Here is a 17,824-nt window from a genome sequence, read left to right on the forward strand (position 1 = left end):
GGTGTCAGGTGACGCCGATGACGAGGGTGCTCTGCGCGGCTTCGACGACGTCGTTGGTGATGGTCTGGAGCTCGTTGATCTTCAGCACCCGCTCGATCTGAGGGAAGAGGCGTTCGAGGAGCCGGAAGTTGCCGCGGGTGACGCGGGCGATGGCGGCGATGGCTTGGGCGTCGGTGAAGTCGTCGGGGTCGAGGGTCCTGCCGAGTGCGCGCCAGTGCCGCTCCAGGACGAAGAGCAGTTCGTCGTTGCCCAGCGCGCGGTAGTGATGGGCGAAGCCGACGCGGCTGTAGAACTGGGGGTAGTGGCTGAACTGCTTCTCCAGGCCGGGCATGCCGATGAGGATGACGGCGATGTTGTCTCGGTCGTACCGGTCGCGGAGCAGCTCCAGCGCGGTGGAACTGAGTCGTTCGGACTCGTCGACGATGATGAGCTGGACGTAGTTCTTGGTCCGCCGTGAGACCGCGGCGGCCTCGACGTGTTCCTGGATGCAGATGTTGGTCCGCGAGATTGCCAGGTTCAGGTCGTCCCGGAGCAGGCGAGGTGTGGTGAGAACGCCTGGGGTGTACAAGACGGTGCGGCTCTTGGCGAGGGCGGCGTAGATCTTGACGTCGTTCTCGGAGCGTGGCCCCCAGCCGGTGAGCAGGTCGTGGGAGTTGTCCCAGTGGGCGTAACGACGGGCGGAGACCGTCTTGCCGACGCCGGCGGCGCCGAAGCACAGGCCGATGGTGTGGCCTCGTCGCACGGAGTCGGCGAACTCGGTGAAGCGGCGGTGCTCCTTGGTGACGATGAAGCGTTCGCTCACGAGAGGTCCTCCTTGTAGAGCTTCAACTTCGCCGGTGGGGGCACCCGCGGACGAAGCGGCCGGGGCGGAGGATCAGTGGTGTGGGCGGTGACGACGGCGATCCGCTCGTTGATGCCCTGGCGCAAGGTGCGACGGCGCGCGTTCCGGGCCGCCTGGACCTCTTTAAGGCTGACCTGCTCACCGTGGTGATCTTGGTCGACTGCCTTGCAGACGAACTCGTCGTGGTCGAAGACACGGATCTCGGTGATGTCCCTGGGGTCGTAGCGGATGACGACGGCGCGTCCGACGAAGCCGGCGAGCGTCGGCGACACGTAGCGCAGCCCCTGGAAGTGGATGCCGTCGCGGCGAACGGTCCGGGGCCGGGCCACGGTGAGCAGGAGACGGTCGAGGTCTTCGAGGCTGTCCGGCATGCGTGGCAGCCACCCGTCGGCGATCCACGTCGATCGCGGTGAGGCGCCGAACTCGCTGTGGGGCCGGTCGTTGTAGTCCGCGACGAACGTCCCGACCGCGGTGTCCAGCTCGGTCAGGGAGAGCTTGGGCGCCGGCCCCGGGCGGTCGCCGGTGATGTGCCCGGGCAGAGCGGCGAGGAGTTCGGTGTTGACGGTGCCGAAGAAGCGCTCGATCTTGCCGCGTCCCTGCGGGCGGGCGACGGCGGAGTAGATGAGGAGCACGTGCAGGTCGACGGCCGTGTGGGTCAGGTGGTCGCTGGTGAAGTCCGACCCGTGGTCGACGTAGAGCACGTCCGGGATGCCGCACATCGGCCAGCCCGGATCGGGCTTATGCCAGATCGCCTGCCGCAACGCCAGGGCGGTGTGCATGGACGAGGGGGCGTCCAGGGAGACGGTGTACCCGCAGACCGCGCGCGAGCAGTCGTCCATCACGGCGGTCAGCCACGGCCGTGCGGGCTTGCCATCCGTGCCGACGATCAGAACGTCGAGCAGCGTGTGGTCGGCCTGCCACATCGCGTTGGGCCGATCTGATTCGCCCCGGGTTCGGTGGAGGCTCTCAACCCAGGAAGGATGAGAGTCATGCCGGCACCGAAGAAGTACAGCGAGGAGCTGCGTGAGCGGGCCACGAGGATGGCGTTGGACGCGATCGCGGCGGGTGAGCAGCGGATGGTCGTGGTCCGTCGGGTCGCGGGCCATCTGGACGTGCACCCGGAGGCGTTGCGCACGTGGGTCAAGCGTGCGGAGATCGACGGCGGGCAGCGGGCCGGGACGACGAGCCAGGACGCGGCACGGATCACCGAGCTAGAGCGTGAGGTCAAGGAGTTGCGGCGGGCGAACCACATCTTGAAGACGGCTTCGGCTTTCTTCGCGGCGGAGCTCGACCGCCCGTCCGTCAGGTAGTCGACTACATCGACGCTCACCGCCACGAGGTGGTGGAGGGGCGCGAGCTCGGGGTCGAGCCGATCTGCGCGGTGCTCAAGGGCACTGCGGCGCAGATCGCTCCGAGCACGTACTACGCGACCAGCACGCGGGCCCCGTCGGCGCGTGCGGTTCGCGATGCGCAGTTGGTGCCGTTGATCCGCAAGACCTTCCAGGAGAACTTGTGCGTCTACGGGGCCAAGAAGGTCTGGGCCGAGCTGAACCGGACCGGCACCGCGGTGGCGAGGTGCACGGTGGAACGGCTCATGCGGGCCGAGGGGCTGCGCGGGATCAGCCGGGAGAAGACCCGCCGCACGACCACCAGCGACGGTGCGCAGACCGAGCGGCCGGCGGATCTGGTGGACCGCGCGTTCGTCGCGGACGCACCGAACCAGCTGTGGGTCGCGGACCTGACCTACGTGCGCACCCACGCCGGGTGGACCTACGCGGCGTTCGTCATCGACGTGTTCTCCCGGCTGGTCGTGGGGTGGCAGGTCTCGACCTCGCTACGCACCGATCTGGCCCTGGACGCACTCGACATGGGCCTGTGGGCACGGCTTCGCGCCGGGCAGGACGTGACCGGCCTGACCCATCACAGCGACCGCGGAGTGCAGTACCGAGCGATTCGCTACACCGAGCGGCTCGCCGAGGCCAAGGCCGTCGCTTCGGTCGGCTCCAAGGGCGACTCCTACGACAACGCCCTGGCCGAGGCGTTCAACGCGCTGTTCAAGACCGAGTGCATCCGCAACCCCGCGATGCGCCCACCAGGGGCTGGAAGTCCGTCGCCGACGTCGAGATCGCCGTCGCCGAGTACGTCGACTGGTTCAACCACCGGCGCCTGCACGGCGAGATCGGACTGGTCCCACCAGCAGAGCTCGAGCAGCACTACTGGGCGCACTACCCTGCAACCGCACCGGCCGAACTCACTGCCGGAGCCAGATAACCGGGCCTCCACCGAACCCGGGGCGAATCAATCAGCTGCCCGGCGCAGCGCGAGCTCGTACTTGTCCCGGTAGGACGCCGCACCCTCGAGCGCCAGCGTGACCATGCCGGGGTCCAGGCCGCGGATGATCGACCAGACCACCGAGTAAGAAGGCACGGGCCACCGCTCGGCGGCGCAGACCTTGGCGACCGCGCGGTGGATCGCCGCGATCGAAGGCCGCGGCTTGGTCAGCCCCAGGCCCTCGATCAGCGTGACCAGCTCCGCAGGGAGATGGTGCCCGCCGGCGTCGGCCCGCGGCCGCGAACGCAGACCCTCGAACCCGGCGGCGCGGTAGCGGGCGTGCCAGCGTTCCAGCGTGCGCAGTCCAATCCCGGAGTCACGGGCCAGGGCGGCGAGCGGGATCTGGTCCTCGACGTGCAGCCTGAGGATCTGCCAGCGCCCGTCCGCGTCCACGTCGGGCCTACACGGCGCTTCTGGGCCGCCGTGGCGGGCTCGCTGTGGCGGGCTGGCGGTTCAGCGCCCGGTAGATCGTGGTGCGACTGACGCCCAGCACATCGCCGATCTGGGCGACGGTCATGTCCTTCTGGTCGTACATCCGCCGAGCGGCCTTGACCTGGTCGGTGGACAGTGACGACGGTCGTCCGCCGGTGCGCCCGCGCGCTCGGGCCGCGGTCAGGCCGGCGTTGGTGCGCTCACGGATGAGATCGCGCTCGAACTCGGCCAGGGCGGCGAAGACGTGGAAGACGAGCCGGCCTCCCGGTGACGTCGTGTCGATGGTCTCCTGCAAGGACCGGAACCCGACCTCTCGCTCAGCGAGGACCTGCAGCTGGTCGATGAGGTGGCGGATCGAGCGTCCGAGGCGGTCCAGACGCCACACGACGAGGGTGTCGCCCGGGCGGATCTGGTCGAGCAGCTTGTCCAGCTCGGGCCGGCGCTGCAACGCGCCGGAGTTGGTGTCGACGAAGACCCGGTAGCACCCGGCCCGGTTTAGCGCGTCGATCTGGAGCGTCGCGTCCTGGTCGATGGTGGACACGCGCGCGTACCCAAGGAGATGACCCACCCGCCGACCGTAGCGAAACTCGACCGGCCCGGGAAGTATCGGGGCGTAGAAACCGACACTGAGTTTCGCTACAAGGCGCTCCTCGTACCGCCACTGCGTTCGGTCGCAAGCTCTGCGTGTAGCGGAAACGCTCGTTAACGGTACGACGCGATAGTGCGGGCGCGCGCCTGGAGCCCTCCACGCGTTCTTCGCCAAGCCACCCCTGACGCCCGCCGCACTCCGCCGCGAGTCATCAACGATTCCTGCCCGGATCGCGATCTCCGCCGGGGGACGGTGTCGGTCCGCCAACCTGGGCGAAGAACTGCGTTCTGAGGCTGCCTGGGGATCTCAAGGTGGTGGCGTGGTGGGCGGTGTCGTCGGGAGAGTGACGGTGAAGGTGGCTCCTTGACCGGGGCCGTCGCTGGTGGCCCTGATGTGTCCGCCGTGGGCCTCGGTGAGGGCCCGTGCGATGGTCAGGCCGATGCCGCTGCCGCCGCGCTGGCGCGAGCGGCCGGGGTCGACGCGGTAGAAGCGCTCGAAGACGCGTCGCAGGTGCTCGGGGGCCAGGCCCTCGCCGGTGTCCGCCACCGCGAGCTCGACCACTCCCTGGCCGTCTCGGGCCGTGAGCGTGACGACGCCGGGTGCCGGGGTGTGCCGGAGCGCATTGTCGAGCAGGTTGGCGAGCACCTCCTGGATCCGGTCCGGGTCCACGCGCACGGCGGGCAGGCCCGCGGTCACGTCGGTCAGCAGGCTCACCCCGGACCTGGCGTACGCCGGCCGGGCAGCCTCCGCGGCGGCATCCACCAGCTGCGCGGGTGCCATGGCTCGTAGGTGCAGGTCGAGCCGGCGCTCCTCGGCGCGGGAGACGGTGGCGAGGTCGTCCACGAGCCGCTCGACGCGTGCCAGCTGCGCGTGCAGCGTGCGGACCGCGTCGGGGTCGAGCACCAGCACGCCGTCGGAGAGCGCGTCGATGTACCCGCGCAGCGCCGTCAGCGGTGTCCGTAGCTCGTGCGCGACGTCGCGCAGCATCTCAGCACGAGTGCGTTCGGTGACGGCGAGGTCGTGCGCCGTCTGGTCCAGGGCGTTGCCCAGGGCCTCCAGCTCCGGGCCGGTGCCCCTGATGCTCACCCGGGCGGTGTAGTCCCCGGCGGCGATGCGGTCTGCCGCACCGGCCATGGCCTGGACCGGTCGGACGACCCGCCGTGTCACGAACCAGCTCACGGCCAGCACGGTGACCAAGGAAACGAGCACGGCCACCGCGAGCGAGGTGCCCGTGGCCCCGAGGAAGGCCGCGACGATGTGCTGCTCAGAGGCGGCGCCAACCGGTTCGGGGAGCTGGCTCAGGTGCTCCTGGAACAGCCCCGGGGCGAGCATCAGGGTGACGCCCAGGAGGGTCAGCGCACCCGCGACGACGACGAGGCCCTGCGCCAGGAATAGGCGCGGCCCGAGGCCCACGGGTCGGCGGGGCGGGCTCATCTGCCGGCTCCCATCCCGTATCCGAAGCCGCGTACCGTGCGGATGTAGCGGGGGGACTGGGCGTCGTCGCCGAGCTTGCGCCGCAGGTTCGCTACGTGGACGTCCACGACGTGGCGGTCGCCGAACCACTGCCCACCCCAGACCTGTTCGAAGAGCTGGTCCCGGCTGAGCACGTGCCCCGGACGCTCGGAGAGGACGTCGAGCAGGTCGAACTCGGTACGCGTGAGCTCCACGCGCCGACCGCCGCGGAAGACCTCACGCGTGGCCGGGTCGATGGTGAGGTCCCCGACCCGCCGCACCGGCTGATCCTTGGCCGTGCCGGCGCGTGGGCGGCGGAGCATCGCGCGCACCCGGGCCACCAGCTCCGGCGCCGAGAAGGGTTTCGTGACGTAGTCGTCCGCCCCGGTGGAGAGCCCGACCACCCGGTCGAGCTCCTCGGTGCGGGCGGTCAGCATGATGACGTAGGCGTCGGAGAACGTCCGCAGCCGCCGGCACACCTCCAGCCCGTCGATGCCCGGGAGCATCAGGTCCAGCACGACGACGTCCGGCTCACGGGCCCGCGCGAGGTCCAGCGCCGCCTGCCCCTCGCCAGCGACGGCCACCTCGAAGCCCTCCCGTTCGAGGTAGCCGGCGACCACCCGCGCGATGGCGGGCTCGTCCTCCACGACGAGGACCCGCGGCCGTGTCGCCTCAGCGCCGCCGCGGGTCGGGGGCTGCCCCGCACCGGCACCGAGGCTCACCCAGCCTCCGACATCTCCACGAAGCGGCCGTGCCAGCCGTGGGACCACACCGCGCCGGTGACCGCGTCGACCGACACCATGCCGGCGACCTCGCCGTCCTGGAGCGTGTGCAGGGTGTAGTAGCCCGGGAACTCCTCCGCGGGCCCCACGGTGGTCCCGTCCCCGCTCAGTGCGCGCTGCGCCGCGGCAAGGGCCTCCTCGGCGGACACCTCCGGCGTGCCGGAACCGGCGGCGGCCATCCCGTAGCGGGAGTTCCACATCATGGCGGGACCAAGCTCCATCTGGACGCCGCCGGTGCCGGGATCCACCAGCACCTCGGTGACCCTCGACCCCCCGGGGTCCAGGATCTGGGCGTAGTAGTGGTTAGAGAACCGCATCACCTCACCGACACGGAGATCACCGCCCAGGAACCGGGCGAAGCCGGCGGCCTGTTCACGGGCGCCATCCAGGTCAGCCACCGGGCCGCCGTTGCCGCCGACCCAGCCCATCATTCCCGTGCCGTCGGTGCCGATCATCCCCGTGCCGTTGCTGCCGCCCATCATCCCGGTCTCGACGGCACTCATCATCCCGGTGCCGGTGCCGTTGCCGCCCATCCCGTTGCCGCCCATCCCGGTGCCGTTGCTGCCGCCCATCATCCCGGTCCCGGCGGCGCCCATCATCTCCGGGCCCGGGCCGGTCCAGTTCTCGCCGTCCTGAGCGCTGAACGTGGCCCATGGGATCGGCGACGCCCAGGCTGGGGTCTCCTGGGTTACCAGCCAGGCGCCCGAGCCAAGGGCACCGGCCAGGGCCACGGCGGGCACCAGGAACTGTGAGATCCGGTGCCTCATGACAGCTCCCGATCCACCCGGCCGGAGTCCAGCGCGACGCGCATGGCGCGGTAGGTCTCGGAGTCGATCTCACCGGCAGCGAACCGCCGGTCCAGGATCTCCTGCGGGGTCTCGACCCGCGGCGCGGAGCCTCGGGCACCACCGGCCGGGAACACCCGCATGACCGCCCAGACGATCAGCGCGAGTACCGCTACCCAGAAGATCACCATGGCGATCCAGCCACCGGCGCCCATTCCCAAACCCCAACCCATCATCTTCGTGTCCTTCCGTGAGTGTTTTCCAACTTCGGAACAACGGTCGCTCACGCGGATGAAGGGACCGTTCGGCGAACATCAAGACGACATCAAGGAGACCGGGTCGACCGTCCCGTGCCCAATCCGTCGGCCGTGCGCCAGCGCTGTTCGACCCGGCCCAGGCGCCAGATGGCGAGGCTGATCAGCCACGTGCCGATGAAGAGGGCGACGAAGGCGTAGCCGACGTTGCCCAGGTCGAGCCCGGCGATCCAGCCGAGAAGCCCGCCGGTTGGCTGGAGGTGCTCGGCGAGGAGCTGGAGGAGCACGGTGGCGCCGATGCCGAGGGCGGCGATGACGGACAGGGCCGTGACGGTGAGGTTGTAGTAGACCTTGCGTACCGGGGCCAGGAAGGCCCATCGGTAGGCGCGGGCCATCAGGATGCCGTCGGCGGCGTCGAACAGGCTCATCCCGGCGGCGAAGAGAACGGGGAGCACGAGGATCGCGTACCAGGGCAGGGTCAGGGCGGCGGTGCCGCCGGCCAGGACGAGCAGTGCGACCTGGGTCGCGGTGTCGAAGCCGAGGCCCATGAGCAGCCCCACGAGGTACATGTGCCAGGGCTTGGCGACCCGGCGGGTGAACCGGTTCAGCAGACGGGCGAGCAGGCCCCGGTTGTTCAGGTGTCGTTCGAGCTCGGCCTCGTCCAGGGGTGCGCCGCGCATCTCGCGGAAGATCTTCACGATCCCGGCGACGGACCCGAGGTTGAGCAGGCCGATGAGGATGAGGAAGGTGCCGGCCACGATGGAGCCCACCGTGCCGAGAGTCTGCTGCAGGGCCGAGCCGGAGTCCGCGACGGGGCCGACGACGACCCGCAGCCCCAGGGCGAGGAGCAGTGACAGCCCGAAGACGACGCTGGAGTGGCCGAGGGCGAACCAGAACCCGACGCTGAGCGCGGGCCGGGACTCGGCCACGAGCTTGCGGGTGGTGTTGTCGATGGCAGCGATGTGGTCGGCGTCGAAGGCGTGCCGCACGCCGAGGAGGAAGGCGGTCACGCCCAGGCCGACGCCGAACACCCCGGCGCTGCCCACCCGCAGGTCCTGCGGGGCCACGGCCAGGAGCAGCACGCCCCAGCCGACGAGGTTGAGCAGCAGCACGACCGTGGCCATGCCGGCGAGCGAGCGCTTCTCGGCGCCGCCCCACGGACGGGGCAGGGACGTGCGGGGTGTCAGGGCTGTGGGAAGGGCCATGTAGTGGTCCTTGGGTTGTTTGCCGGTCAGAGGAGCGGGGCGAGGCTGCGGGCGGCAGTGTAGAGCGCGACGAGGACGAGCAGGACGGTGAAGGCCAGGCTGAGCCGGGCCGGCTTCACGCGGGTGGTGATCCGCGCGCCTAGGAGGGAGCCGAGCACCGCGGCGGCGGTGAAGGAGGCGATCACGCCCCAGTCCAGGGTCACGTCCTGGCCGAGCCGGGAGAGCAGCGCACTGGCGCTGTTGACGGTGATGACGACCAGTGAGGTGCCGACGGCGACCGGCATGGGCAGGCGCAGTGCGAGCACCAGGGCCGGGACGACGACGAAGCCGCCGCCGACCCCGAAGAATCCGGTCAGCAGCCCGACGGCGGTGGCCGTCAGGAGCAGCACGCCGACCGCGCGGCAGTCGCAGCGGAACGGGCGCAGGGAGACCATGGGGGTGGTCCGGGCCTCGACCTGGCTGCGGCCGGCGGTCTCGTTGCGGGCCGCGGCGCGGCGGCGCCGGGTCATCACGGCCGAGACGACGAGCATGAGAGCCGCGAACGCGGCGAGCAGGACGTTCGGGGGCACCGAGGTCGACAGCAGTGAGCCGGCGAAGGCACCGCCGACGCCGAGGAGGCCGAAGACGGTGCCCTGACCCAGGCGGATCCGGTCGGCCCGCAGGTGCGGCAGCATGCCGATCAGGGTCGTGATGCCGACGATGATGAGCGATCCGGTCGTCGCGGACCGGGGGTCGAGGCCGAGGAGGTAGACCAGGGCCGGGACGGTCAGGATGGATCCGCCGCCGCCGAGGGCGCCGAGGGTGATGCCGACGACGAGGCCGATCGGCAGCGTCAGGGCAAGCACAACTGGGACGGTCAGGCGGAGGCCGGGGTTGCCTCGGTGACGATGGGTAGCCCGGCGGCCTGCGCGGAGCGGTCGAAGCTGTCGTCGACCACGACCACGCGGCGGCCGGTGGCCGCGACGAGCGAGGCGGAGATGGAGGCGCGGTAGCCGGACGCGCAGTGCACCCAGACCTCTCCCTCGGGCACCTCGTCCATGCGCGTGACGATGTCGTGGATCGGGATATGCACGGCGCCGCCGATGTGGGCCTCGCGCCACTCGCTGACCCGGCGCACGTCCAGGACGGTGACGGGCCGGTGGTGGCGGACCTGGGCGAGGTCGGCGAAGCTCGCGGACGCCAGGGTGGCGAGCGGGGCGTCAGTCCACTCCTCCGGGCGGCCGGTCGCGGCCGCGGCGGGGCGGTCGATGCCGATCCGGGTCAGCTCGCGCTGGGCCTCGGCGACCTGCTCCAGGCTCTCGCCCAGCAGCGTGACCGGGGTGCCCCAAGGGATCAGCCAGCCCAGGTAGGTCGCGAACTGACCGTCCAGGCCGAAGTTGAACGTGCCCGGCACGTGGCCGGCGGCGAAGGCGGTCCGGGTGCGCAGGTCCACCAGCCACTCCCCGGCCTCGAGCCGGCGGCGGAGCTGGTCCTTGTCGGCCCGCTCGGGCTCGGAGAGGTCGGCGGCGGTGGGGCCGGCGGCGTTGGCCGAGCCCATGTGCACGTAGTAGGCGGGATAGGCGTCCAGGCCGGCGAGGACATCGGCGACGTAGTCCTCCTCGTCCTGGCTCAGCACCGGGTTGATCAGCCGCTCCTGGCCGATCGTGGAGGCGGTGGTGTCGCCGCCCGCGGAGGTGGCGGCGCAGAAGCTGCCGAACCCGTGGGTCGGCATGACCTTGGTGTCCTCGCTCAGCTCGGCCGCCAGCCTGCGGGCGGAGCTGTACTGGTGACGGACCAGGGCGTGCGTGTGGGCCTCGCCGAGCAGGTCCGGTCGCCCGGTGGAGCCGAACAGCAGGGAGCCGCCGGAGAAGACCGCGGGCTGGGTGCCCTCGAGCACGTAGGACAGGTGGGTGAAGGTGTGTCCGGGGGTGTGCATGGCGCGCACGCGCAGGGTGGGACTGACCTCGACGACCTGGCCGTCGCGGATCTGGGTGCGCTCGAAGGAGACCTCGTCCTCGGCGTTGACGTAGTAGCGCGCGCCGGTCTGCTGCGCCAGGGCGTAGCCGCCGGTGACGTAGTCGTTGTGGATGTGCGTCTCGAAGACGTGCGTGATCCGCACGCCCGCCTTGTCGGCGGCGTCGAGTACGCGGTCGATGTCGCGCTGGGGGTCGACGACGAAGGCGACCTCGCCGTCGTGGACGAGGTAGCTGCGGTCGCCCAGCGACGGGGTCTCGATGGAGATGATCGTGGTGGCCATCAAGGTGGTCCTTTCAGGTGGGGTGAGGTGGCGGTCACGCTGCGGCGTGCGGGCCGGTCGCGACGGTGTTGCCGGCGCTGATCCAGCCCTCGGTTCCGCCGCGGACCGAGTAGGCGTCGTAACCCGCACCGCGCAGGTAGTCGGTGGCGCGAAGGCTGCGGTTACCGCTGGCGCAGATGACGTATACGGGCTGGTTCGTCGGCAGAGCGGCGGTCCGCTCCGCGACCTCGCTCAGCGGGAGCAGCTCGGCACCGGGGACGTGACCCTGCACGTACTCGAACGGCTCGCGCACGTCGATGACAAACGCGCCGTCGGCCTTCGCGGCCGCGAACTGGTCGATGGAGACCTCAGCCATGGACCTTCCTTCCTGAAGCGACGATACCCCTCGGGGTATAGGTTTCGGGAGCTTGCAACGTGCCATCCGCCGACCGCATTCCCCATCCCGGCAAGGACCCGTGAAGTCGCGGCCCGCGGCGCCCCCACATGACACCATGATACCCCTGGGGGTATCGTGCCAGCTGAAAGGAGTTCACCCCATGACGACCACCACCCTTGTGACCCGGCTGCGTGCCCTGTTCGGCCGCGGCGCGAATGACGGGCATCTCGGCTCGACGGTCAGCGCGGCGCGCGCGGTCGAGCTGGTCCGTGACGGGGCGGCCCTGCTCGACGTGCGCGAGCGCCACGAGTGGCGCACCGGGCACGCCCCCAGGCCGTCCACCTCCCCTCGCCCAGCTCGACAAGGCCCCGCAGCGCCTACCCAAGGAGGGCCCCGTCGTGGTCGTGTGCGCGAGCGGCATGCGCTCGCGCACCGCCGCGAAGCGGCTGCGCGACCTCGGCCTCGACGCCGCCAGCGTCGCCGGCGGCATGGGCGCCTGGCAGCGCGCCGGCGGCGCCGTCCGCCGCTGAGCACGTCCCTACCGATGAGCCCCGACACACGCGACCACCCCCGGAGATGACCCATGTGCAGTCCCGCACGTTGCACCACCTGCGGCAAGACAACCTGGACCGGCTGCGGCCAGCACGTCGACGCCGTCCTGTCCGGTCGAGACCCGGCCCAGCGGTGCACCTGCCAGTGACCGCGCCCTGCAGACCGACGACCGACACCGGGCCCGCCCACGCCGCCCGGGCGGAGGCGCTCCAGCGCGAGGCGATGACCCGACTGACCGCGACGGCCGGGGACCAGTCCCTGTGCACGCTCTCCCGCGACGGCTCGGCGTGCTCCACGGCGAAGTACCACGAGGGCGCCATCGCCGCCCTGGCCCAGGCCCGACGCGCGCTCACCGCAGCCGAGCCGGGAGCCGACCCGGCCGACCCGATCAGGGCCGTGCGCGCCCGTTGGGTCGGGCAGGCAGGCGCAGGGACCACCGGCGCGGCCTGGCGCGCCTACCTCGAGGGCGGCCGTGACGGTCTCGACATCCTGCTGGCCCCGGCCGCAGCCGCGACCAGCCCCGGACCGGCCGCCGGCACGCCGCCTTCAGCCACCGGCCCGACCGCAGCCGGCGAGCGGGCCCCCGGACCGGCGTCGCGAGTCCTTGTCGGTTCCGCCGCGGCAGGCCGGCTCGGCGGCGGGCGCTGGCCCCGCCGCCGCGTCACCGCCACGGCGGTGCTCACGCCCGCGCTCTTCGCCGTGCTGGTCGCCGCGGGCGGCGGCTTCCCCGCCCCTGCGCTGTGGACCGTGCTCGTCGCCCTCGTCGCCCTCGTGGCGGTCGCTGCGGCCGCGACGCTGGCGACCTACCTGCCCGGCCCCGGGAAGGGCCGCCGACCGGACCTCGGGTGCTCCCCGTGCGCGGCCATGGCGGCGATGACGGTCCTGGCGGCCGCCTGGTTCCTCCAGGCGGCGCCGCACCAGCCGTCCATGGCCGCCGCAGCCCTCGCCGCGGTGGGGTTCGGGCTCCTCCAGCGCCTCACCCAGACCGGCGCCAGCTGCGCCAGCTGACCCGCGCCGGTGCTGGCACCCGGACCGGAATATCGGCGTCCCACGAGTGGCGTATACCCCGGAGGGTATTCTACGGAGACCAAGCAAGGGAGTTCGCCACATGGCTACCGTCAACCTCACCGCCCACACCTTCATGGAAACCATCCACCGGCACGGCATCGTCCTGGTCGACTGGTGGGCGTCCTGGTGCGGCCCGTGCCGGATGTTCGCCCCCGTCTACGAGCGGGCCTCCCAGGCCCACGACGACATCGTGTTCGCCAAGGTCGACACCGAGGCCGAGCAGTCCCTTTCCGCCCAGGCAGCGATCACCTCCATCCCGACGCTGATGGCCTTCCGCGACGGTATCGGCGTCTTCGCCCAGCCGGGTGCGCTGCCCCCGGCGGCGCTCGAACAGGTCATCGCGGCCGTGCGCGACCTGGACATGGACCAGGTCCGCGCGCAGCTCGCGGAGCAGGAAAAGCAGTCCGCCTGACATCGGTCAGGTCCGACCCGAGAAACGGAGAGCAACCATGAGCTACAGCATCACCACCACCGTCGACCAGCCGTTCGACCAGACCGTCACCGCGGTCCGCGACGCGCTGGCCGAACAGGGCTTCGGCATCCTGACCGAGATCGACATGGCCACGACACTGAAGAACAAGCTCGACGTCGACATCCCCCCGCAGGTCATCCTCGGCGCCTGCAACCCACCCCTGGCCTATCGCGCCCTGCAGGCCGAGGAGTCCATCGGACTGCTCCTGCCCTGCAACGTCGTCGTGCGCTCCGCCGGCCCGCACCGCACCGTCGTCGAGGCCCTCGACCCGCAGATCATGGTCGGGGTCACCCACAACGACCAGCTCGGCGCCGTGGCCGACGAGGCTGCCGGCCGGCTGCGCACGGCCCTGTCCACCCTCCAGCGGGCATGACGACAACCACACCCGGGCACGACCTGGGTTGATACCCGGCGGGGTAAGTTGGCTGAACCAGCACGAGGGAGGCACGGTCATGGAGCTCGACCCCAGCGAGATGGGCAAGGTCGTCAACCGGCTCAAGCGCGCCCAGGGCCAGCTCGCCGGCGTCGTGCGCATGATTGAGGAGGGTCGGGACTGTGAGGACGTCGTCACCCAGCTCTCCGCCGTCTCCAAGGCCCTCGACCGCGCCGGGTTCGCCATCATCGCCTCGGGCATGAAGCAGTGCCTGCTCGAGTCCGACGGTCAGGACACCCTCGATGTGCAGAAGCTGGAGAAACTCTTCCTCTCGCTGGCCTGACCGGAGCACCGCGCGCCAGCGCAGCGCGGCTCAGCCCGTCTCAAGCTGCTGGTCCTCACCGGCGCCGACAGCGCGGGCGCTGCGCTGACCAACGCGATCGAGGCGGAACACATCCCGGCTCACCAACCGCACTCACAATCCTGAGCTGATGGAGGACGTGCAGAAGCAGACCCTGCGCGTGGTGCGCCCGCCTGTCGCGAGCTGGAAGGCCACTACCAAGACATCGTCGCCGTCGACCTGACCGGCGTCACCAGATGGAGTACACGCTTTAGTACGTCAGGCCGGCCGACAACGGCACCGCTTGTGTCGACCGCTACGAATCACCGTGGAGGTGGATTTTGGGTTGGAACCAGACCGGTTCGGGGATGGGCTGGGGCTGGTTGTTCCTCGCCCTGCTTGTGATCGGCATCGTCGTGCTGGTGGTGGTGCTGATCCGTCTCCTGGCTGGAGGCGATCGTGGTCGGCCGCGTTACCCACGGGTGACCGGCCGCAACCCGGCTCGGGAAATCCTCGATGAGCGGTACGCCCGGGGAGAGATCGACGCCGCGGAGTACGACGAGCGGCGCCGGCGCCTCGATGGGGACCGGGACGGCTGAGGGGTGGAACCGATCACGCGTCGCCAGGCGCTCCGGCTCGGCGCTCTCGGTGCGCTCGGTGCCGCGGCCGGCGGGGTGGGCCTGTCTCGGACCGGGCGGCCCTGGATCAACCCACCCACCCCGGGCGGTGAGCTGCTGGAACCCGAAGTGCTGCGAAGCCAGGACGGCGTGCTCCGCGTGGACCTCGTGGCCGCAGCCCAGGTGACCGAGGTCGCCGGGCGGCGGGCACAGGTCCTGACCTACAACGGCACCCTCCCGGGGCAAACCTGGCAGGTGCGGCCCGGGGACCGGCTCGAGGTTCGCCTGCGCAACGAGCTCGACACCGCGACCAACCTGCACACCCACGGGCTGGTGGTCTCCCCGCAGGGCAACGGGGACAACCCGTTCATCAGCATCGAGCCCGGAGGAAGCTTCGACTACCGCATCGACCTGCCCGAGGACCATCCCACCGGGGTGTTCTGGTACCACCCCCACCGGCACGGCACGGTAGCCGACCAGCTCTTCGGGGGCCTATACGGGGCCATCATCGTCACCGGTGACGAGGTCCCGGTCAGCCGGGACCGCATCCTCATCGTCTCCGACATCTCCCTGACCGCCGACGGGACGATCGGACCCGTGTCCGCGCAGGAAGTGATGATGGGCCGCGAAGGCGACCTGGTCCTGGTCAACGGCGAGTACCAGCCGCAGCTGGCCGCCCGGCCCGGTGAGCGGGAGCGGTGGCGGGTGGTCAACGCCTGCACCTCCCGCTACCTGCGCCTGGTCCTGCCCGGGCAGGACCTGGAGCTGCTCGGCGTCGACGGCGGTCACGAACCGGCACCCCGGGCGGTGGATGAGGTGTTGCTGGCCCCCGGCAACCGCGCGGACCTGCTCGTGACCATGCGAAACGCGACCAGCGAGCTGCGCACGCTCGGCTACGACCGCGGCGGGATGGGCATGATGGGCGGAGGCATGTCCGGGCCCGTCACCCTGGCCACCCTCGCCGTCACCGGGCAGGCCACCGGCACTACCCGCCCGGTCCCCGAGCGCACGGCTGACCCCGACCTGCGCGAGCGGCCCGTGGACCGGCGGCGGCAGATCGCCTTCACCATGACCATGGGCGGAGCGATGATGGGACCCGGCGGGATGGGCGAGATGATGGAACTCGGGTTCGACGGTCGCGCCTTTGCCGCGGACCGGGTTGACCAGCAGGTCGCGGCCGGTGCGGTGGAGGAATGGACCATCACCAACCCCACCCCGATGGACCACCCCTTCCACCTTCATGTCTGGCCCATGCAGCTCATCGAGACCGACGGAGAACCAGTCCTCGAACCCACCTGGCGGGACGTCGTCAACGTCCCCGCCCAAGGGCAGGTCCGTGTCCTGGTCGACTTCAGCCGCCACCCAGGCCGCAGCGTCTACCACTGCCACATCCTCGACCACGAAGACGCCGGCATGATGGCCACCGTCGAGACAGGCTGACCCCCGGCCCCACTTGCCATTCTCGAGAACGCCCGCTACGACAGGGCCGCCACTACGTCGGCACGTTTGATGGCCCCCGTGGCCGACTCAGCCGCCACCGTGTACCCACAGAACCCCGCCACATAAGGGGCAAGCCACAGTCGAACCGCGCTGCCGCGCCGCCACGGCAAGGTGTCGCGTATGGGTGTACCTCAACGCAACACCGCCCGGCTGCCGGCCCCGGCCGCCGGTCCACAAACGGGCCCAAGCAGGGTTGCGGGCGCGCGGCGGTTACTGGCACAACACCGCCCGGCTGCACGGCTACCTCGGCGACATCCCACCCGCTGAAGCGTTGGCTTTCACGGTTGTGATCACGACGGGTGCTGCACGCTGGAGATCACGAGTCCACTGGCGGGAAGGGTGGGCATCCGGCGATGGCTGATCCGTAGGTCCTGGGCCGGAACGTCGTATCTCATGTGACGGGTCAGCATGGCCAGTGCCGTTTTCATTACGGCGATGGTGATCCACTCCCCGGGGCAGCGGTGGCCGCTGTGGTGGTTCCCGCCGCCTTGGGGGATGAAGTCGTAGGCACCGCCGTCCCAGGTGGCGAAGCGTTCTGGGCGGAAGGTCTCGGGGTCCTCCCAGAGGCGGGGGTGGTGGTTGGTGCCGTACAGGTCGAGCAGCACCCTGCCTCCGGCGGGGAAGTGCACGCCTCGCCAGTCGAAGGCGCTTCGTACCCGGGCGGCGGCTACCGGGAAGAAGGGGTAGAAGCGCCGGACCTCCTGGACGAACAGTTCGGCGTCGTGGTCGTCGCCGTCGCGCAGGCGGGTGCGCCACTGGGGATGCTGGTGCAGGGCAAGGGCCGCGAAGGTGATGAAGCGGTCGACTGCCACGGTGGGGCGAAGGAGGTTGAGCAACTCGACCGCGGCGGTCCGGCTGTCGAGCAGGTGCCCGTCGGGATCACGGTGTGTGGCAACCGCAGTCAGGGCGCTGCCGTCGCGGGCCGCCACGTGCTCGCCGGTGCGTACGGCCTCGACGAGTCGGGCCAGGGAGATCTCGGCTCGTCGTCGGGCGCGCCTGCTTCGCCAGTGCCTGGGACCGACGGCTGCGGGGCCGTCGATCATGGCGTGCAGGTCGTCGGTGCGGCCCTTGACCTGGCGCTCGGTGAAGGGGACTCCGGCCCAGGTGCTGACGGCTCGGTACAGGACCTGGCCGACTTCCTCGTACAGCACCACGTGCCCGGCGCGTTCCCACGCGGGGATCTGCGCTTGCCAGCATTCGGCGGTCAGCCGCGTCAGCGCGGAGATCCCTTGCGGGCTCATGAGGCCCATGAACATCTGCTTGCGTGCCCGGTGGACCTGACCGTCCAGTCCCTGCACACCACCGACACCGACCAGCGTCTTTTGCACCCGCAGCGGCATGGCGCCGCGCCGCTCGAGCCTGGCGTCGTCGTAGAAGATGCGCGCCGCGTCAGCGCCACGCAAGCAGACGGTCGGCTCGAGCAGCAGGCGGGTCTGGAACACGTCGGTCCCCTGCCGCTCACACCGGCGGGAGACGAACTCGTATCCCTGCCATGCAAAGGCCAGCGTGCTGTCGAGACCTCCGGTGAGGGTCATGGTCCCGGCCTTCGCGGTGAGCCCCTCGGGGCAGCGGTAGTGAGATCGGCGGTCTGCGCCGCGCATGCCGCCCGGGCACTGCTC

At 70.8% G+C, this 17,824-nt stretch carries 20 protein-coding genes and 1 pseudogene; 8 read left to right on the top strand and 13 right to left on the bottom strand.

Annotation, left to right across the window (positions count from 1 at the left end; all coding sequences use genetic code 11):
• Window positions 1–4: 4 nt before the first annotated feature.
• Together REH70_RS13155 and REH70_RS13160 are read right to left on the bottom strand one after the other, a co-directional pair.
• Window positions 5–802, bottom strand: a complete 798-nt coding sequence (locus tag REH70_RS13155; protein ID WP_310747780.1) for an AAA family ATPase — start codon at window positions 800–802, stop codon at window positions 5–7.
• Window positions 799–1,947, bottom strand: a complete 1,149-nt coding sequence (locus tag REH70_RS13160; protein WP_396134532.1) for a Mu transposase C-terminal domain-containing protein — start codon at window positions 1,945–1,947, stop codon at window positions 799–801. The genes REH70_RS13155 and REH70_RS13160 overlap by 4 nt, the downstream gene beginning before the upstream one ends.
• Between REH70_RS13160 and REH70_RS13165 the strand changes: the two are divergent.
• Window positions 1,831–3,112: pseudogene (locus REH70_RS13165) on the top strand (IS3 family transposase). The gene REH70_RS13160 and the pseudogene REH70_RS13165 overlap by 117 nt on opposite strands.
• Window positions 3,113–3,139: 27 nt before the next feature.
• Here the strand turns inward: REH70_RS13165 and REH70_RS13170 are convergent.
• The 10 genes from REH70_RS13170 to REH70_RS13215 form a co-directional block, all read right to left on the bottom strand.
• Window positions 3,140–3,565 carry a helix-turn-helix domain-containing protein gene (locus REH70_RS13170; protein WP_310747783.1) on the bottom strand — a complete coding sequence of 142 codons (426 nt, stop codon included), beginning with the start codon at window positions 3,563–3,565 and terminating at the stop codon, window positions 3,140–3,142.
• 7 nt (window positions 3,566–3,572) lie between these two features.
• Window positions 3,573–4,172 (bottom strand): recombinase family protein, encoded by a 600-nt coding sequence (locus REH70_RS13175; protein WP_310747786.1) that lies wholly within the window; start codon window positions 4,170–4,172, stop codon window positions 3,573–3,575.
• Window positions 4,173–4,499: 327 nt separating this feature from the next.
• Complete coding sequence (locus REH70_RS13180; RefSeq protein ID WP_310747789.1) at window positions 4,500–5,627, bottom strand: ATP-binding protein; 1,128 nt, start codon at window positions 5,625–5,627, stop codon at window positions 4,500–4,502.
• On the bottom strand, window positions 5,624–6,367 hold the full coding sequence (locus REH70_RS13185) for a response regulator transcription factor (RefSeq protein WP_310747792.1): 744 nt from the start codon (window positions 6,365–6,367) through the stop codon (window positions 5,624–5,626). Before REH70_RS13185 ends, REH70_RS13180 begins: the two co-directional genes overlap by 4 nt.
• Window positions 6,364–7,194, bottom strand: coding sequence for a PepSY domain-containing protein (locus tag REH70_RS13190; RefSeq protein WP_310747795.1), 831 nt, complete (start codon window positions 7,192–7,194; stop codon window positions 6,364–6,366). The genes REH70_RS13185 and REH70_RS13190 overlap by 4 nt, the downstream gene beginning before the upstream one ends.
• Window positions 7,191–7,448: an SHOCT domain-containing protein gene (locus REH70_RS13195; RefSeq protein WP_310747798.1), complete on the bottom strand. Its 258-nt coding sequence runs from the start codon at window positions 7,446–7,448 to the stop codon at window positions 7,191–7,193. Before REH70_RS13195 ends, REH70_RS13190 begins: the two co-directional genes overlap by 4 nt.
• A gap of 89 nt (window positions 7,449–7,537) precedes the next feature.
• A complete protein-coding gene (locus REH70_RS13200) occupies window positions 7,538–8,671 on the bottom strand; it encodes a HoxN/HupN/NixA family nickel/cobalt transporter (protein WP_310747800.1) in 1,134 nt (377 codons plus the stop codon).
• 26 nt (window positions 8,672–8,697) lie between these two features.
• Complete coding sequence (locus REH70_RS13205; protein ID WP_310747803.1) at window positions 8,698–9,516, bottom strand: sulfite exporter TauE/SafE family protein; 819 nt, start codon at window positions 9,514–9,516, stop codon at window positions 8,698–8,700.
• A gap of 11 nt (window positions 9,517–9,527) precedes the next feature.
• Window positions 9,528–10,907: a rhodanese-like domain-containing protein gene (locus REH70_RS13210; RefSeq protein ID WP_310747805.1), complete on the bottom strand. Its 1,380-nt coding sequence runs from the start codon at window positions 10,905–10,907 to the stop codon at window positions 9,528–9,530.
• Window positions 10,908–10,941: 34 nt separating this feature from the next.
• The gene (locus REH70_RS13215; RefSeq protein ID WP_169324615.1) at window positions 10,942–11,262 is read right to left on the bottom strand and encodes a rhodanese-like domain-containing protein; all 321 of its coding nucleotides are present in this window, start codon (window positions 11,260–11,262) and stop codon (window positions 10,942–10,944) included.
• A gap of 236 nt (window positions 11,263–11,498) precedes the next feature.
• On the opposite strand from REH70_RS13215, the gene REH70_RS20740 reads away from it, so the two are divergent.
• The 7 genes from REH70_RS20740 to REH70_RS13250 all read left to right on the top strand — a co-directional run bounded on the left by REH70_RS20740 (window position 11,499) and on the right by REH70_RS13250 (window position 16,145).
• Window positions 11,499–11,813: a rhodanese-like domain-containing protein gene (locus REH70_RS20740; RefSeq protein WP_396134533.1), complete on the top strand. Its 315-nt coding sequence runs from the start codon at window positions 11,499–11,501 to the stop codon at window positions 11,811–11,813.
• 244 nt (window positions 11,814–12,057) lie between these two features.
• Complete coding sequence (locus tag REH70_RS13225) at window positions 12,058–12,843, top strand: hypothetical protein (protein WP_310747812.1); 786 nt, start codon at window positions 12,058–12,060, stop codon at window positions 12,841–12,843.
• Window positions 12,844–12,943: 100 nt separating this feature from the next.
• A complete protein-coding gene (trxA, locus tag REH70_RS13230; protein WP_310747814.1) occupies window positions 12,944–13,315 on the top strand; it encodes a thioredoxin in 372 nt (123 codons plus the stop codon).
• A gap of 37 nt (window positions 13,316–13,352) precedes the next feature.
• Window positions 13,353–13,748, top strand: a complete 396-nt coding sequence (locus REH70_RS13235; protein ID WP_310747817.1) for a DUF302 domain-containing protein — start codon at window positions 13,353–13,355, stop codon at window positions 13,746–13,748.
• Window positions 13,749–13,827: 79 nt separating this feature from the next.
• The gene (locus REH70_RS13240; RefSeq protein ID WP_310747818.1) at window positions 13,828–14,091 is read left to right on the top strand and encodes a metal-sensitive transcriptional regulator; all 264 of its coding nucleotides are present in this window, start codon (window positions 13,828–13,830) and stop codon (window positions 14,089–14,091) included.
• 338 nt (window positions 14,092–14,429) lie between these two features.
• Window positions 14,430–14,687: an SHOCT domain-containing protein gene (locus tag REH70_RS13245; RefSeq protein ID WP_310747821.1), complete on the top strand. Its 258-nt coding sequence runs from the start codon at window positions 14,430–14,432 to the stop codon at window positions 14,685–14,687.
• 3 nt (window positions 14,688–14,690) lie between these two features.
• Window positions 14,691–16,145, top strand: coding sequence for a multicopper oxidase family protein (locus REH70_RS13250; RefSeq protein ID WP_310747824.1), 1,455 nt, complete (start codon window positions 14,691–14,693; stop codon window positions 16,143–16,145).
• A gap of 350 nt (window positions 16,146–16,495) precedes the next feature.
• Here REH70_RS13250 and REH70_RS13255 read toward each other — a convergent pair whose 3' ends face one another.
• Entirely contained in the window at window positions 16,496–17,740 is a 1,245-nt protein-coding gene (locus REH70_RS13255; RefSeq protein ID WP_310747827.1) for a cytochrome P450, read from the bottom strand.
• Window positions 17,741–17,824 lie beyond the last annotated feature (84 nt).

This window comes from Cellulomonas sp. ATA003 (assembly GCF_031582905.1).
In the GTDB taxonomy this organism is placed as follows: domain Bacteria; phylum Actinomycetota; class Actinomycetes; order Actinomycetales; family Cellulomonadaceae; genus Pengzhenrongella.

What these genes read in the sequence shown, in the direction of transcription:
- REH70_RS13160 (WP_396134532.1), bottom strand. Translation starts at nt 1,947, where the DNA reads ATGGCCCGCGACCCGACGGACCACGACCATCCGCTGCTCACCCGCCGC.
- REH70_RS13180 (WP_310747789.1), bottom strand. Translation starts at nt 5,627, where the DNA reads ATGAGCCCGCCCCGCCGACCCGTGGGCCTCGGGCCGCGCCTATTCCTG.
- REH70_RS13190 (WP_310747795.1), bottom strand. Translation starts at nt 7,194, where the DNA reads ATGAGGCACCGGATCTCACAGTTCCTGGTGCCCGCCGTGGCCCTGGCC.
- REH70_RS13195 (WP_310747798.1), bottom strand. Translation starts at nt 7,448, where the DNA reads ATGATGGGTTGGGGTTTGGGAATGGGCGCCGGTGGCTGGATCGCCATG.
- REH70_RS13200 (WP_310747800.1), bottom strand. Translation starts at nt 8,671, where the DNA reads ATGGCCCTTCCCACAGCCCTGACACCCCGCACGTCCCTGCCCCGTCCG.
- REH70_RS13210 (WP_310747805.1), bottom strand. Translation starts at nt 10,907, where the DNA reads ATGGCCACCACGATCATCTCCATCGAGACCCCGTCGCTGGGCGACCGC.
- REH70_RS13215 (WP_169324615.1), bottom strand. Translation starts at nt 11,262, where the DNA reads ATGGCTGAGGTCTCCATCGACCAGTTCGCGGCCGCGAAGGCCGACGGC.
- REH70_RS20740 (WP_396134533.1), top strand. Translation starts at nt 11,499, where the DNA reads ATGACGGGCATCTCGGCTCGACGGTCAGCGCGGCGCGCGCGGTCGAGC.
- REH70_RS13225 (WP_310747812.1), top strand. Translation starts at nt 12,058, where the DNA reads ATGACCCGACTGACCGCGACGGCCGGGGACCAGTCCCTGTGCACGCTC.
- trxA (WP_310747814.1), top strand. Translation starts at nt 12,944, where the DNA reads ATGGCTACCGTCAACCTCACCGCCCACACCTTCATGGAAACCATCCAC.
- REH70_RS13235 (WP_310747817.1), top strand. Translation starts at nt 13,353, where the DNA reads ATGAGCTACAGCATCACCACCACCGTCGACCAGCCGTTCGACCAGACC.
- REH70_RS13240 (WP_310747818.1), top strand. Translation starts at nt 13,828, where the DNA reads ATGGAGCTCGACCCCAGCGAGATGGGCAAGGTCGTCAACCGGCTCAAG.
- REH70_RS13255 (WP_310747827.1), bottom strand. Translation starts at nt 17,740, where the DNA reads ATGACCCTCACCGGAGGTCTCGACAGCACGCTGGCCTTTGCATGGCAG.